Source organism: Nonomuraea aridisoli, from assembly GCF_003236395.1.
Taxonomy (GTDB): Bacteria; Actinomycetota; Actinomycetes; order Streptosporangiales; family Streptosporangiaceae; genus Nonomuraea; species Nonomuraea aridisoli.
This window is the reverse complement of sequence record NZ_POUD01000022.1, coordinates 1-13276: the sequence shown is the minus strand read 5'-3', so window position 1 is coordinate 13276 and position 13276 is coordinate 1. Positions and strand designations below refer to the sequence as shown.

General features: G+C 70.6%; 12 protein-coding genes and 1 pseudogene. 11 read left to right on the top strand and 2 right to left on the bottom strand.

Annotated features, from left to right (window positions below):
* Positions 1 to 31: 31 nt before the first annotated feature.
* Complete coding sequence (locus tag C1J01_RS08230; protein ID WP_328589606.1) at positions 32 to 901, bottom strand: peptidylprolyl isomerase; 870 nt, start codon at positions 899 to 901, stop codon at positions 32 to 34.
* Positions 902 to 1039: 138 nt separating this feature from the next.
* Between C1J01_RS08230 and C1J01_RS08225 the strand changes: the two genes are divergently transcribed.
* From C1J01_RS08225 to aspS, 3 genes are all read left to right on the top strand, one after another.
* Positions 1040 to 1720, top strand: coding sequence for an MBL fold metallo-hydrolase (locus C1J01_RS08225; RefSeq protein ID WP_111177719.1), 681 nt, complete (start codon positions 1040 to 1042; stop codon positions 1718 to 1720).
* A complete protein-coding gene (hisS, locus tag C1J01_RS08220; RefSeq protein ID WP_111177717.1) occupies positions 1720 to 2976 on the top strand; it encodes a histidine--tRNA ligase in 1257 nt (418 codons plus the stop codon). The genes C1J01_RS08225 and hisS overlap by 1 nt, the downstream gene beginning before the upstream one ends.
* Before the next feature lie 67 nt (positions 2977 to 3043).
* A complete protein-coding gene (gene aspS, locus C1J01_RS08215) occupies positions 3044 to 4777 on the top strand; it encodes an aspartate--tRNA ligase (protein ID WP_111177715.1) in 1734 nt (577 codons plus the stop codon).
* Positions 4778 to 4843: 66 nt separating this feature from the next.
* Here aspS and C1J01_RS08210 read toward each other — a convergent pair whose 3' ends face one another.
* Complete coding sequence (locus C1J01_RS08210) at positions 4844 to 5752, bottom strand: peptidylprolyl isomerase (RefSeq protein ID WP_111177713.1); 909 nt, start codon at positions 5750 to 5752, stop codon at positions 4844 to 4846.
* Positions 5753 to 5921: 169 nt separating this feature from the next.
* On the opposite strand from C1J01_RS08210, the gene C1J01_RS08205 reads away from it, so the two are divergent.
* The 8 genes and pseudogenes from C1J01_RS08205 to C1J01_RS51140 all read left to right on the top strand — a co-directional run.
* Positions 5922 to 6404, top strand: a complete 483-nt coding sequence (locus C1J01_RS08205) for a DUF2231 domain-containing protein (RefSeq protein ID WP_111177711.1) — start codon at positions 5922 to 5924, stop codon at positions 6402 to 6404.
* A gap of 100 nt (positions 6405 to 6504) precedes the next feature.
* Positions 6505 to 7746, top strand: coding sequence for a replication-associated recombination protein A (locus C1J01_RS08200; RefSeq protein ID WP_438943106.1), 1242 nt, complete (start codon positions 6505 to 6507; stop codon positions 7744 to 7746).
* A 51-nt stretch (positions 7747 to 7797) separates the two neighbouring features.
* Positions 7798 to 8538 (top strand): cyclase family protein, encoded by a 741-nt coding sequence (locus C1J01_RS08195; RefSeq protein ID WP_111177707.1) that lies wholly within the window; start codon positions 7798 to 7800, stop codon positions 8536 to 8538.
* A gap of 234 nt (positions 8539 to 8772) precedes the next feature.
* The gene (locus C1J01_RS08190) at positions 8773 to 9162 is read left to right on the top strand and encodes a DUF948 domain-containing protein (RefSeq protein WP_111177705.1); all 390 of its coding nucleotides are present in this window, start codon (positions 8773 to 8775) and stop codon (positions 9160 to 9162) included.
* Positions 9159 to 9389 carry a hypothetical protein gene (locus C1J01_RS08185; protein ID WP_111177703.1) on the top strand — a complete coding sequence of 77 codons (231 nt, stop codon included), beginning with the start codon at positions 9159 to 9161 and terminating at the stop codon, positions 9387 to 9389. The genes C1J01_RS08190 and C1J01_RS08185 overlap by 4 nt, the downstream gene beginning before the upstream one ends.
* 22 nt (positions 9390 to 9411) lie before the next feature.
* Positions 9412 to 12084, top strand: a complete 2673-nt coding sequence (alaS, locus tag C1J01_RS08180; protein ID WP_111177701.1) for an alanine--tRNA ligase — start codon at positions 9412 to 9414, stop codon at positions 12082 to 12084.
* A 1-nt stretch (position 12085) separates the two neighbouring features.
* Complete coding sequence (gene ruvX / locus C1J01_RS08175) at positions 12086 to 12565, top strand: Holliday junction resolvase RuvX (RefSeq protein WP_111177699.1); 480 nt, start codon at positions 12086 to 12088, stop codon at positions 12563 to 12565.
* Between the two features lie 52 nt (positions 12566 to 12617).
* Positions 12618 to 13276 (top strand): annotated as a pseudogene (locus C1J01_RS51140) (hypothetical protein); the annotation flags it as partial.

The window sequence follows — 13276 nt, the reverse complement described above, 5'->3', positions numbered from 1 at the left end:
CGGGACTACTTCGTCCCTAGTTTGTATTACGTCAGCTCTTGCCGGCGAATGTCACGTCTTTGATTTCGACGGTTTGCTTAGGTGCGCCAGTCCCGTCTCCCATGTCGGTGATGATGCCCGCTTTGTTCACCTTGTCCAAGATGTCGAGCCCCTTGGTGATCGTACCCACCGGTGTGTAATCGGGGGTGAGCCCGATGTCGCCGTAAACGAGGAAGAACTGGCTTCCCGTGGAGCCCGGGGCGGAGGTTTTGGCCATGGCCATCACACCGCGCTTGTACTGGGCGCCCTGCAGGTTCTCCTCGGCCATCACGTAGCCGGGGCCGCCCGAGCCGTCCTGGCTCTTGCCGTCGGCCTTCGCGGTCGGGTCGCCGCACTGCAGCATCGGGAAGTTGTCGCTGCCGAGCCGGTGGCACTTGCTGCCGTCGTAGTAATTCTTCTTCGCCAGGAACTCCAGAGAGTTGGTCGTGCACGGAGCCTTGGCGTTGTTCAGTTCGACCACGATGTCGCCGAGATTCGTCTTGAACGTCATCGTCTTCTCGGCGGGCTTGGTGTCGGCCTTCGCCGGCGGCATGCCGACGTCCTTCACCTGACCGCCGGAGGTGTCGGCGACGTAGTCGCACGTGCCCGTCGTCGCGTCGTACGGCTTCGGGCCCGCCGCCGCCGTCGCCTGCGCGGTGGCGGCCGGCGACGAGGACGACGAGGACGCCGCCTCCGTGCCCGTGTCGTTGCCGCCCAGCATCGCGACCGCGGTCACGATGCCGCCGACCACGACCACGACGCCCGCGGTGGAGCCGATGATCGCCGCGCGCTTGGCCTTCTGCTCACGCTCCTTGCGGCGCTGCATCTGCCGCTCGTAGTGCTCGCGTGCCAGCTGCTTCTGCCGGTCCTTCCCCGTGGCCACCGCTTTGCCTCCCATAGTCAATCAACTGAGGTGGGCGAATCGTATCGGCCAACGGGTAATGATTCGCAGCCCGGCGACCCGCACCGGTACCCTTCGGTTACATTCCCATTGGCTTTTCGACGAGATCACCTGAGGCAGATGCTCATCGCCGGCTTCCCCGCAGGGGCCTTCCAGACCAACTGTTACGTCGTCGCGCCCGCCGCCGGTGAGGAGTGCGTCATCGTCGACCCAGGTCAGGACGCCACTCAGGGCGTGGAGGAGCTGCTGCGCGAGCACCGGCTCAAGCCCGTCGCCGTCCTGCTCACCCACGGCCACCTCGACCACGTCTGGTCGGTGGCCCCCGTCTGCGGCGCGCGCGACATCCCCGCGTGGATACACCCCGACGACCGCCACCTGCTGTCCGATCCGGCCGCCGGCTGGTCCGGCACGAGCGCGTCGCTCTTCGGCGACCTGCGGCTGAGCGAACCCGACGACGTGCGCGAGCTGTCCGACGGCGCCGTGCTGACGCTGGCCGGGCTGGAGCTCGTGGTCGACCACACGCCCGGCCATACCAGGGGGTCGGTGAGCTTCCGCCTGCCGGACGACGCGATCATGTTCGCGGGCGACCTGCTGTTCGCCGGCTCCATCGGCCGCACCGACCTGCCCGGTGGCGACTACGCGACCATTCTTCGCAGCCTGGCTGCCAAGTGTCTGACGCTGCCTGACGATACGGTCGTTCTGCCGGGCCACGGACCACAGACCACGATCGGCCGCGAGCGCGCCGCCAACCCGTACCTGAAAGAGGCGGCGCCGCACGCCGGTCCCACACGAGGGATCTAATGACTTTCCAAGCACCCAAAGGCGTCAAGGAGTACGTCCCACCGCAGGCTTCGACGTTCTACGCGATTCGCGGGGCGTTCGCGGAGACGGCCAGGCGCGCCGGGTACTCCTACCTGGAGACCGCGGTCTTCGAGGACACCCAGCTGTTCGCGCGCGGGGTGGGCGAGTCCACCGACGTCGTCAGCAAAGAGATGTACACCTTCACCGACCGCGGCGGCAGGTCGCTGACACTGCGCCCGGAGTTCACCGCGGGCGTGCTGCGCGCGGTCCTGGAATACGGCTTGCACCGCGGCCAGCTCCCGGTGAAGGTCTGGACCGACGGGCCGGTGTTCCGCGCCGAGGCGCCCCAGGAGGGCCGCTACCGGCAGTTCTACCAGCTCGACCTGGAGGCGATCGGCAGCGAGGATCCGGCGGTCGACGCCGAGACCGTCGCGCTGGCCTGGCAGTGGTACACCGCGCTCGGCCTCACCCAGGTCCGGCTGATGCTCAACTCACTGGGCTGCGCGGAGTGCCGCCCGATCTACCGGGCCCGGCTGCAGGAGTTCCTGCGTGCTCTCGACCTCGACGAGGCCACCAGGGCGCGGATCGAGATCAATCCGTTGCGCGTGCTGGACGACAAGCGTCCAGAGGTGCGCGCGCAGCTGGAGGACGCGCCGCTCATCGGCGACCACCTCTGTGCCGCCTGCAAGACCTACCACGGCCAGGTCAAGCAGCTGCTGGGCGACCTCGGCATCCCGTGGGAGGACGCGCCCAGGCTGGTGCGCGGCCTCGACTACTACACCCGCACCACCTTCGAGTTCGACCACCCGCTGCTCGGCGCGCAGTCCGGCATCGGCGGCGGCGGCCGCTACGACGGGCTGTCGGAGGCCATCGGCGGGCCGCGCCTGCCAGGCATCGGTTTCGGCCTCGGCCTCGACCGCACGGTCATCGCGCTGGAGCGCGAAGGCGTCGCCCTCGACCTGCCGCCGCGCTGCGAGGTGTACGGTGTGGCGCTGGGCGACGAGGCGGCGCGGGCGATGTTCAAGCTCGTGAGCGAGCTGCGCGCGGCCGGCGTCGCCGCCGACATGGCATTCGGCGGCAAGGGGCTCAAGGGCGCGATGAAGGGCGCCGACCGCTCCGGTGCCGCGTTCGCGCTGATCCTGGGCGAGCGCGACCTCGCCGCCGAGGTCGTGCAAGTGAAAGACCTGGCCACCGCCGAGCAGGCAGAGGTGCCGCTGGCCAAGGTCGTCGACGTACTGAAGGGAAAGGTGAAGTGACTCGCAGGTCGGCGCGGGCCGGGTCGCCGCCTCCCTTCCCCTCCTCTCCGCATGAAGGGAAAGTGCAGTGATCCGCACGCATATGGCCGGGTCGCTCCGTGAGGAGCACGCCGGGCAGCAGGTGACGCTCGCGGGATGGGTGGCGCGCCGCCGTGACCACGGCGGCGTCGTCTTCATCGACCTGCGCGACGCCTCCGGCTCGGCGCAGGTGGTCTTCCGCGAGGAGGACCACGCCCACGACCTGCGCGCCGAGTACTGCGTGCAGGTCGTCGGCCAGGTCCGGGTGCGGCCCGAGGGCAACGAGAACCCGGACCTGCCGACCGGCGCGATCGAGGTGGTGGCCGACAAGGTCGAGGTGCTCAGCGAGTCGGCGCCGCTGCCGTTCCCGATCGAGGGCAACGTGGGGGTGTCGGAGGAGGCGCGGCTGAAGTACCGCTACCTCGACATCCGCCGCCAGCAGGTGGCGCAGGCGATGCGCGTGCGCTCCAAGGCCACCTACCTGGCCAACGAGGTGATGCACGAGCTCGGCTTCGTCTACGTCGAGACGCCCACGCTGACCCGCTCCACGCCCGAGGGCGCGCGCGACTTCCTGGTGCCGGTGCGCCTGCAGCCGGGCAACTGGTACGCGCTGCCGCAGTCGCCCCAGCTGTTCAAGCAGCTGCTGCAGGTGGCCGGCCTGGAGCGCTACTACCAGCTCGCCAAGTGCTACCGCGACGAGGACCTGCGGGCCGACCGGCAGCCGGAGTTCACCCAGATCGACGTCGAGATGTCCTTCGTCGACCAGGAGGACGTCATCGCGGTCGGCGAGACGCTGATCAGCCGGCTGTGGAAGGAGATCGTCGGCTACGAGCTGCCGACTCCGCTGCCCCGCATGACGTACGCCGACGCCATGGCCCGCTACGGCTCCGACAAGCCCGACCTGCGCTTCGGCCAGGAGCTCGTCGAGATGACCGACTACTTCGCCAACACGTCGTTCCGCGTCTTCCAGGCCGACTACGTGGGCGCCGTGGTCATGCCCGGCGGCGCCTCGCAGACCCGCAAGGAGCTCGACGGCTGGCAGGAGTGGGCCCGCTCGCGCGGCGCCAAGGGCCTGGCGTACGTGCTCGTGCAGGAGGACGGCACGCTCGGCGGCCCGGTCGCGAAGAACCTGTCGGAGCAGGAGCTGTCGGGCCTGGCCGCCAAGGTCGGGGCCGAGCCCGGCGACGCGATCTTCTTCGCCGCCGGCGCCAGGAACGCCTCCCGCGACCTGCTCGGCGCGGCCCGCCTGGAGATCGGGCGGCGCTGCGGGCTGATCGACGAGTCGCAGTGGTCGTTCCTGTGGGTCGTCGACGCGCCCATGTTCGAGGAGGACGGCGAGGGCGGCTGGACGGCCGTGCACCACCCGTTCACCGGCCCGAAGCCGGAGTGGGCCGACAACTTCCAGGACCACCCGGGCGAGGCCCTGGCCTACGCCTACGACATGGTCTGCAACGGCATGGAGATAGGCGGCGGCTCCATCCGTATCCACCGGGCCGAGATGCAGCAGCGCGTGTTCGACGTGCTCGGCATCTCCAAGGAGGAGGCGGAGAGCAAGTTCGGCTTCCTGCTGGAGGCGTTCAAGTACGGCCCGCCCCCGCACGGCGGCATCGCCTACGGCTGGGACCGGATCTGCATGCTGCTGTCCGGCGGTGAGTCCATCCGCGACGTGATCGCGTTCCCGAAGACGGCCTCCGGCTTCGACCCGCTCACGGGCGCGCCCACGGCGATCACGGCCGACCAGCGCAAGGAGGCCGGCGTCGACGCCGCGCCCAAGCAGCAGTAGCAACGCGGAGGGCGGGCGTCAGGTGTGACGCCCGCCCTCCGCGTTTGCGGTCCGCGCCTGTCAGGCTCAGGAGAAGGTGATCTTCTTGATGATCACCGGGTTCTTCGGGGCCGTGGTGCCGCCGTCGCCGGTGATGTCGGCCTCGTTGACGATCAGGTCCTCGCCGCTCCTGGCCAGCCCGAGCAGGGTGTCCATGCCCTCGCTGACCATGCCGATGACCGAGTAGCCCGAGCCGATCTGGTAGTTCTCGTCCGACAGGGAGAACGCGAACTGGCTGTTGTTCTGGCCGGCCGCCTCACCCGGCTGCGTCATGAAGACGACGCCCTTGCCGAGCGGGATGTCGATGTTCTCGTCGGCGTAGACGTAGCCGGCCGTGCCCTGACCGTCGGTCGGGTTCTTGCCGTCGGCCTTGGCCTGCGGGTCGCCGCACTGCAGCATGTGCACGCCGGCCACGTCAGGGGTGACCAGGCGGTGGCACTTCATGTCGTCGTAGAACTTCTTCTTCGTCAGGAAGTTCATCGAGTTGATCGCGCACGGCGCGGCGTCCGTCATGAGGTCGACGACGACGGTGCCCTGGTTCAGGGTGATCGTCATCTTCTTCCACTTCATGTTCGGCTTCTTGGGCGGCAACCCGACGAACTTGTTGGGCACCGAGTCGTCCCGCTTGTACGTGCACGTCACCGGGCCCGTCCTCGTCGGGCTCGGAGACGGATCGGGCAGGACTCCCGTGGAGGCGCTCGCCGAGGGCGAGGCGCTGCTCTCGGCCGCGACCGGCTGCTCCGTGTCCCTGTTGACCAGGGTGGTCGCGGCGAAGATACCGCCCGCCACCAGCACCACGGCCACGCCCGCGCCGATGAAGGTGTTCCGCCTGGCCTTGCCGGTCTGCTCGGCTGCCCGCTTGGCCTGCCGTTCCTTGTGCGCCCGCGCCAGCTCGCTCTGGCGGTCTTCTTCGTTCTGGCGGTCGTCGCCGCTCACCGCTATGTCCCTTCACTTTTGCCAAGGCTTGACGTAAACAACTCCGCGAATGCTACCGGCCCCCGATATGTGACGGACGTAAGTGACGAAACCCACGCGGACTGACTGCTGAGGTCGCGAACCTTATCGTGCTCCCATGCGTAGTTGAAATGAGCACTAAGGAGAGAGCATGTTCGACGAGATCCTCGGCCTGCCGGCCCACCCCTTGATCATCCACTTCGCCGTGGTGCTGACCCCGCTGCTGGTCGGTGTGGCGGTCGTCTACGCGCTGGCGCCCCGCTGGCGGGCGAACACGGCCTGGGCGCTCGTGCTGCTCTCCCTGGCCGCCCCCGTGGCGGTCTTCGCGGCCAGGCAGAGCGGCGAGAGCCTCAAGCAGGCCCGCTTCGGCTCGGCCGAGGGCGAGCTGGCCGCCCGCATCTCCTCCCACGAGAGCTTCGCCACCCCGCTGCTGCTGTCGGTGCTCGGCCTCACCGTGGCCTCACTTGTGCTCGTGTACGCCACCAGCCCGGCCCGCGCCTCCGTCGGCAGCGACCGTTTCGGCCGTCCTGTCACGCTCGTCCTGACGGCGCTGACGGTGGTGCTGGCGGTCGTCGCCGGCTACTTCGTCTTCCAGGCCGGCGACAGCGGAGCCAGGGCCGTGTGGGGGATGTGACCGGGACCGCCGGGCCCGGCGCAGCGTGTAATCTCGCGTTGTGGACAGCCTGTTCGATACCGCGGCCGAGGAGGCCACGCCGCAGCCGCTCGCGGTGCGGATGCGCCCCCGCACACTCGACGAGGTGATCGGCCAGCGTCACCTGCTCGGCTCCGGCACCCCGCTGCGGCGCCTGGTCGAGAGCGAGGCTCCCATGTCGCTGTTCCTGTGGGGGCCGCCCGGCACCGGCAAGACCACGCTGGCCTACGTCGTCTCCAACGTCACCAAGCGCCGCTTCGTCGAGATCTCCGCCGTGTCCGCCGGCGTCAAGGACGTGCGGGCCGCGATCGACAACGCGCGCCGCGAGCTCGGCATGACCGGCCGCCAGACGGTGCTGTTCGTCGACGAGGTGCACCGCTTCAACAAGGCCCAGCAGGACGCCCTGCTGCCGGCCGTGGAGAACCGCTGGGTCACGTTCATCGGCGCCACCACGGAAAACCCGTTCTTCTCGGTCATCTCGCCGCTGCTCTCCCGCTCGCTGCTGCTCACGCTGGAGTCGCTGTCCGACGACGACGTGCGCGCGGTGCTGGAGCGGGCCGTGTCCGACCCGCGCGGCCTCGGCGGGCGCGCCACCCTCGCGCCTGAGGCCCTCGACCATCTCGTACGCCTGGCGGGCGGCGACGCGCGGCGGTCGCTGACGTACCTCGAGGCGGCGGCGCTGCTGGCCGACGACATCACCGTCGAAGTGGTGGAGAAGGCCGTCGACAAGGCCGCCGTGCGCTACGACCGGCAGGGCGACCAGCACTACGACGTGATCAGCGCGTTCATCAAGTCGATGCGCGGCTCCGACGCCGACGCCGCGCTCCACTACCTGGCGCGCATGATCGAAGCCGGGGAGGACCCGCGCTTCATCGCCCGCCGCATCGTCATCTTCGCCTCCGAGGACGTCGGCATGGCCGACCCGGCGTGCCTGCAGACGGCGGTGGCCGCGGCGCAGGCCGTGCAGCTCATCGGGCTGCCCGAGGGGCAGATCAACCTGGCGCACGCGGTCATCCACTGCGCGCTGGCGCCCAAGTCCAACGCGGTGGTCAAGGCCATCGGGGCGGCGATCGGCGACGTGCGCAAGGGGCTCATCGGCCAGGTGCCCCAGCACCTGCGCGACGCCCACTACCAGGGCGCCGCCAAGCTCGGTCACGGCGACGGCTACAAATACCCCCACGACTTCGACCACGGCCTGGTCCGGCAGGAGTACGCACCCGAGCAGGTGCGCGACCGCCGCTACTACGAGCCGACCCGCCACGGCGCCGAGGCCCCGGTGGCGGAGCGCTGGTCCCGGATCCGCGACTTCCTGCGCGGCTCCTGACCCCCGGCACCCGAGCGGTCCCGGGCCCGTTCGGCGGTAGGTTTGCGCGTCATGCCCGACTATCGTGCCTCCTTCGACGCGGCGATCACCTTCGGCAACGGCGGCGATCTGACCGTTCACGGGTTCCGGGTCGACCTGCCCGGGCCCGACGCCACGGAGAGCGAGATCGCCGCGCTGTTCGTGGCCTCGCTCGGCCTGCTGATGGCGGACACCGTGGAGCTCGCCGACGTGCGGATCTTTCCCGAGCCGCACAAGGGCACCAGGGGCGGACCGTCCGACCGCGGCCGAGCACAGGGTGCGCCGGGAACGACCGCGCCGGTCGAGCTCGACCGTGCCGTCCCGGAAAGCGGGCCCTTCATCGAGGCGCCCGGTGGTGACCTCGCCGCCGTTCCGCTCTCCCGGAGTGTGGATCTGCCCGCCGTCGTGGTGCGGGTGGCCGGCGCGACCGCCCGTGCCGTCGACGTCGGCGCGGTGGCGGCCTTCGACGTACGCGGCCACGCCGTGCTGCTGCACACCGGAGCGCACGACGGCTTCGTCCTCACCGACGCCGCCGCGGCGTGGCTGGTGGAGCACGGCGCCGCGCTGGTCGGCACCGACAGCGACGAGCTCAGGGGCGCGGAGGGGCGCACGACCGCGAGGGAACGGCTGCTGGGCGCGGGTGTCCCCGTGGTCGAGGGACTGGGCGGGCTGGAGGGGCTGCCGCCGACCGGGGCGCTGTTCGCCGCCCCGCCTCCCCGCCTCATGGGCGTGCCGCGCGCCCCGGTACGCGCCTACGCCCGCGTGCCGCAGTGAACGGCCTGCCGCGCGCGTCCGGCCCCGCTCGCGAGCTTCCGAACCGGCCGCCGACGTGCCCGGCGACACCCGGGCCGGCCGAGGTCAGGGCCGCACGCGTCCTCGCGCGCGCGGCCGCCGACGCGGCCGAGGCCGACGTGGCTGCCTGATCCGGGTGGGTTTCCGCACTAACGTTGTCACCCGAACGCGATAGGGTCTTGCCGTTCCGGCCCAGCGTACGAGGGAGATGCGCGGATGCTTACCGCTGGAGAGGTCGCCGGGCTGATCGCGGCCACGGGCTGGATAGTCCTGGTCTGCGTGATGGCCATGGTGCTCGTCAAGCTCGCCAGGCTGCTCACCGAGACCACCAAGGCGGTCTCCGACCTCAACGAGCGCCTGCGGCCGTTGCTCGACGACGTGAGCGTCACGGTCAACGAGACCAACCGGCAGCTGGTCGCCGTCGAGGCCATCGCCAAGGACGTCAAGCAGGTCACCGGCCACGCGGCCAAGCTCAGCGGTGTGACGCAGACCATCTTCACCGGCCCGCTGATCAAGGTGTCGGCGCTGGGTCACGGCGTGCGCCGGGCCATCGAGGCCCGCCGCACGACCAGGCCGCGCCCGGTCCGGACGGGGAGGCCGCGGTGATCAGGCGGCTGTTCTACCTGTCGCTCGGCGCGTTCCTTACCCTGTGGGTGGTGCGCAGACTGCAGGCGCTGCAGCCCGACCACGTCGCCCGCCGGGCGGCCCACCGCGCGACGGGCATGCTCCAGCAGGTGAGAGACTTTACCCACGACGTGCTCGGCGAGGCCGCGGAGCGCGAAACCGAGTTGCGAGCGCGTTTCGAGCTCGGCAACCCTGAAAACCACAACTGACTAAACGTAAAGGATGGCCACCATGGAGTCGGCAGAGATCGCCCGCCGCTTCCTGCGCTTCTTCGAGGAGCGTGGGCACAAGGTCGTGCCCTCGGCCAGCCTGATCGCTGAGGACCCCACGCTTCTCCTGGTTCCTGCCGGTATGGTGCCGTTCAAGCCGTACTTCCTGGGGCAGCGCAAGCCTCCGGCGTCACGGCTGACCACGGCGCAGAAGTGCGTTCGCACGCCCGACATCGACGAGGTCGGCAAGACGACGCGGCACGCGACGTTCTTCCAGATGCTCGGCAACTTCTCCTTCGGCGACTACTTCAAGTCCGAGGCCATCCCGTTCGCGTGGGAGCTGCTCACCCGCTCCGAGTCCGACGGCGGCTTCGGCTTCCCCGAGGACAAGCTGTGGGCCACGGTCTACCTCGACGACGACGAGGCCTACGACATCTGGCGCAACAAGGTCGGCCTGCCCGCCGAGCGCATCCAGCGCCGCGGCCTGGAGGACAACTACTGGCACATGGGCGTGGCCGGCCCCGGCGGCCCCTGCTCCGAGATCTACTACGACCGCGGCCCCGAATACGGCAAGGAGGGCGGCCCCGTCGCCGACGAGGACCGCTACCTCGAGGTGTGGAACCTCGTCTTCATGCAGTACCAGCTGAGCACGGTCCGCACCAAGGTCGACTTCGACGTGGCGGGCGAGCTGCCGGCGAAGAACATCGACACCGGCATGGGCCTGGAGCGCATGGCGGCGATCCTGCAGGGCGTCGACAACATCTACGAGATCGACACGACCTACAAGATCCTCGACAAGGCGGCCGAGCTCACCAAGACCCGCTACGGCCGTGACAGCCGCGCCGACGTGAGCCTGCGGGTGGTCGCCGACCACGTCCGCACCGGCACGATGCTGGTCGCCGACGGCGTCCTGCCCAGCAACGAGGGGCGCGGCTACGTCCTGCGCCGCATCCTGCGCAGGAGCGTGCGCAACCTGCGCCTGCTCGGCTCCGGCGACGACCGCTACATGCACGAGCTCACCGACGTCGCGATCAACGTCATGGGCGAGCAGTACGCCCAGCTCAAGGCCGACGCGCCGCAGATCCACGCGGTCATCGACGCCGAGGAGGCGTCGTTCCTCGGCACCCTGCGCACCGGCACCGCGATCTTCGACGTGGCCGTCGAGGAGACCAAGCGCAAGTCCGGCTCGACGCTCTCGGGCGAGCAGGCGTTCCAGCTCCACGACACCTACGGCTTCCCGATCGACCTGACCCTGGAGATGGCGGCCGAGCAGGGCCTCAAGGTCGACGAAGAGGGCTTCCGCCGGCTCATGAAGGAGCAGCGGCAGCGGGCCAAGGCCGACGCCGCGGCGAAGAAGACCGGCAACGCCGACATCTCCGTCTTCGGCCACCTGCTGGAGAGCGCGGGCAAGGTCGAGTTCCTCGGCTACGACCAGACCGAGGCCGACACCAGCGTGGTCGGCATCCTCGTCGACGGCGCGTCGGTGCCGGTGGCGGGCGAGGGCTCCACCGTCGAGGTGGTGCTGCAGCGCACGCCGTTCTACGCCGAGGGCGGTGGCCAGCTCGCCGACCAGGGCGTGATCCGCACCAGCGGCGCCGAGGTCGACATCCTCGACGTGCAGCAGCCGCTGCCCGGGCTCATCGTCCACCGCGGCAAGATCCGCATCGGCGAGCTCAGGGTCGGCGACGAGGCGCAGGCCGAGATCGACATCGAGCGCCGCCGCGCGATCTCGCGCAGCCACAGCGCCACCCACCTCGTCCACCGCGGCTTCAAGAACGCGCTCGGCGAGACGGCGGCGCAGGCCGGCTCGGAGAACTCCCCTGGCCGCTTCCGCTTCGACTTCACCGCGGCGGGCGCGGTGCCGGCGAGCGTGCTGCGCGACGTCGAGGACGAGGTCAACGCCGTGCTCATCAACGACCTCCAGGTCAACGCCTTCTACACCTCGCAGGCGGAGGCCCGCGCGATGGGCGCCCTGGCGATGTTCGGCGAGAAGTACGGCGACGAGGTCCGCGTCGTCGAGATCGGCGACTACTCCCGCGAGCTGTGCGGCGGCACCCACGTCCACAGCTCCGGCCAGCTCGGTCTGGTCAAGGTGCTGGGCGAGCAGTCGGTCGGCGCGGGCGTGCGCCGCGTCGAGGCGCTCGTCGGCATCGACGCCTTCCGTTTCCTGGCGCGGGAGAGCGTGCTCGTCGCCCAGCTCACCGAGCAGCTGAAGGCCCGCCGCGAGGAGCTGCCCGAGCGCATTGAGGGCATCGTCACCCGGCTGCGCACGGCCGAGAAGGAGCTGGAGAAGGTCCGCTCGGCCCAGGTGCTCCAGGTGGCCGGCGATCTCGTCTCCCAGGCCCGTGACCTGCGGGGCGTCTCCGTGGTGACACACCGCGCGCCTGATGGAACCGGTGCCGACGACCTGCGTAAGCTCGCGCTTGACGTGCGTGGCAGGTTCCCGGCCGACCGGCCGGCGGTCGTCGTGATCGCCGGTGCCCCCTCCGACCGGCCCGTGGTGGTTGCCGCGGTCAACGAGGCGGGGCGCGAGCGGGGGCTCAAGGCCGGGCAGCTGGTCGGCGTCGCCGCCAAGGCTCTTGGGGGTGGCGGTGGCGGCAAGGACGACGTCGCGCAAGGTGGCGGCTCACGACCGGAGGCGATCGGCGACGCGCTGCGCCTGGTTGAGGAGGCCGTCGCGGGGCAGCTCGGCTGACATGAGGTTCGGTTCGCGGATCGGCGTCGACGTCGGTTCCGTACGCATCGGGGTGGCCCGCAGTGACCCTTCGGGGCTGCTGGCCACGCCGGTGGAGACAGTCAGGCGGGGCAAGGGCGACCTCGACCGCATCGCCGCGATCGTCGCCGAGCACGAGGCGATCGAGGTCGTGGTGGGGTTGCCCACCTCGCTGTCGGGGCGTGAGGGCCAGGCGGCCGGGCTGGCGCGCGAGTTCGCCGCCAGGCTCGCGGCCCGGCTGGCGCCGACGCCCGTGCGGCTGTTCGACGAGCGGCTCACCACGGTCGCGGCGCAGCACGGCCTGCGGGCCAGCGGCGTGCGCGCCAAGAAGCAGAAGGGCGTCGTCGACCAGGCGGCCGCGGTCGTGCTGCTGCAGGACGCCCTCGACTCCGAACGTGCCACAGACAGACCACCAGGCAGGCCCGTCGAACCGCCCACCGCGGCCGACGGACCTGCCTCATGAGGGCGCGGCACAGGACCCGGGCGCAGGCCCGGCTCGCCGGCGGGGTGGTCGCGTGACCAGGATCCCGGAGGACGGCGATCTCGGCGACATGATCCCGTTCCAGCGGGACGACTCCGAGCCCGACGCGGAGTCCCCGCCCAGCGGCACCACCGACGGGGGAGAGCTCCCCGACGCCCCGGCTGCCACTGCGGCACCGGTCGACGGCACGACCGACCCCACGCAGCGCCCCTCCGGTACCGGCGATCGGCAGCCGGAGGGAGACACCCGTCCCGAGGCCGTGGACGGTCCAACGCGCGGCGAGCGAGAGCCGGGCGCTCAGCATCCGGCCATGCCGCCCGATTCTGCGGTGAGCTGCGAACAACCGAGCGGCGCCTTCGGCGGCGCCGGCCGCGACGCCACACCCGAGCGATTGACGGGTGGCTCTGGTCAGACGGACGCCCCCGAGCAGCCGGCGGACGGCTCCGGTCAGAGGGGTGGTGCTGGGCAGGAGGGTGCCTCTGAGCGGCCGGTGGATGGTCTTGGGCAGGCGGAGGCTGGCCGGAGCGTCGTGGCGGGAGGCGGTGAGCGAGCTCACGAGGGCGGCAGGCGGTCTGCGGGGGCGCAGGCCGGCAAGTCCTTCGACGGCGCGGCTCAAGGTGGCGAGTCCTTCGATGGCGCGGTGCAGGCCGGTGGGGCTTTCGATGGTGCGGCGGAGCCTGGCCGTTCCGGGGG

Excerpts from the sequence above, each read along its gene's own strand:
- C1J01_RS08200 (WP_438943106.1), top strand. The coding sequence starts at position 6,505 with ATGCGCCCCCGCACACTCGACGAGGTGATCGGCCAGCGTCACCTGCTC.
- C1J01_RS08190 (WP_111177705.1), top strand. The coding sequence starts at position 8,773 with ATGCTTACCGCTGGAGAGGTCGCCGGGCTGATCGCGGCCACGGGCTGG.
- alaS (WP_111177701.1), top strand. The coding sequence starts at position 9,412 with ATGGAGTCGGCAGAGATCGCCCGCCGCTTCCTGCGCTTCTTCGAGGAG.
- C1J01_RS08225 (WP_111177719.1), top strand. The coding sequence starts at position 1,040 with ATGCTCATCGCCGGCTTCCCCGCAGGGGCCTTCCAGACCAACTGTTAC.
- C1J01_RS08205 (WP_111177711.1), top strand. The coding sequence starts at position 5,922 with ATGTTCGACGAGATCCTCGGCCTGCCGGCCCACCCCTTGATCATCCAC.
- hisS (WP_111177717.1), top strand. The coding sequence starts at position 1,720 with ATGACTTTCCAAGCACCCAAAGGCGTCAAGGAGTACGTCCCACCGCAG.
- ruvX (WP_111177699.1), top strand. The coding sequence starts at position 12,086 with ATGAGGTTCGGTTCGCGGATCGGCGTCGACGTCGGTTCCGTACGCATC.
- C1J01_RS08195 (WP_111177707.1), top strand. The coding sequence starts at position 7,798 with ATGCCCGACTATCGTGCCTCCTTCGACGCGGCGATCACCTTCGGCAAC.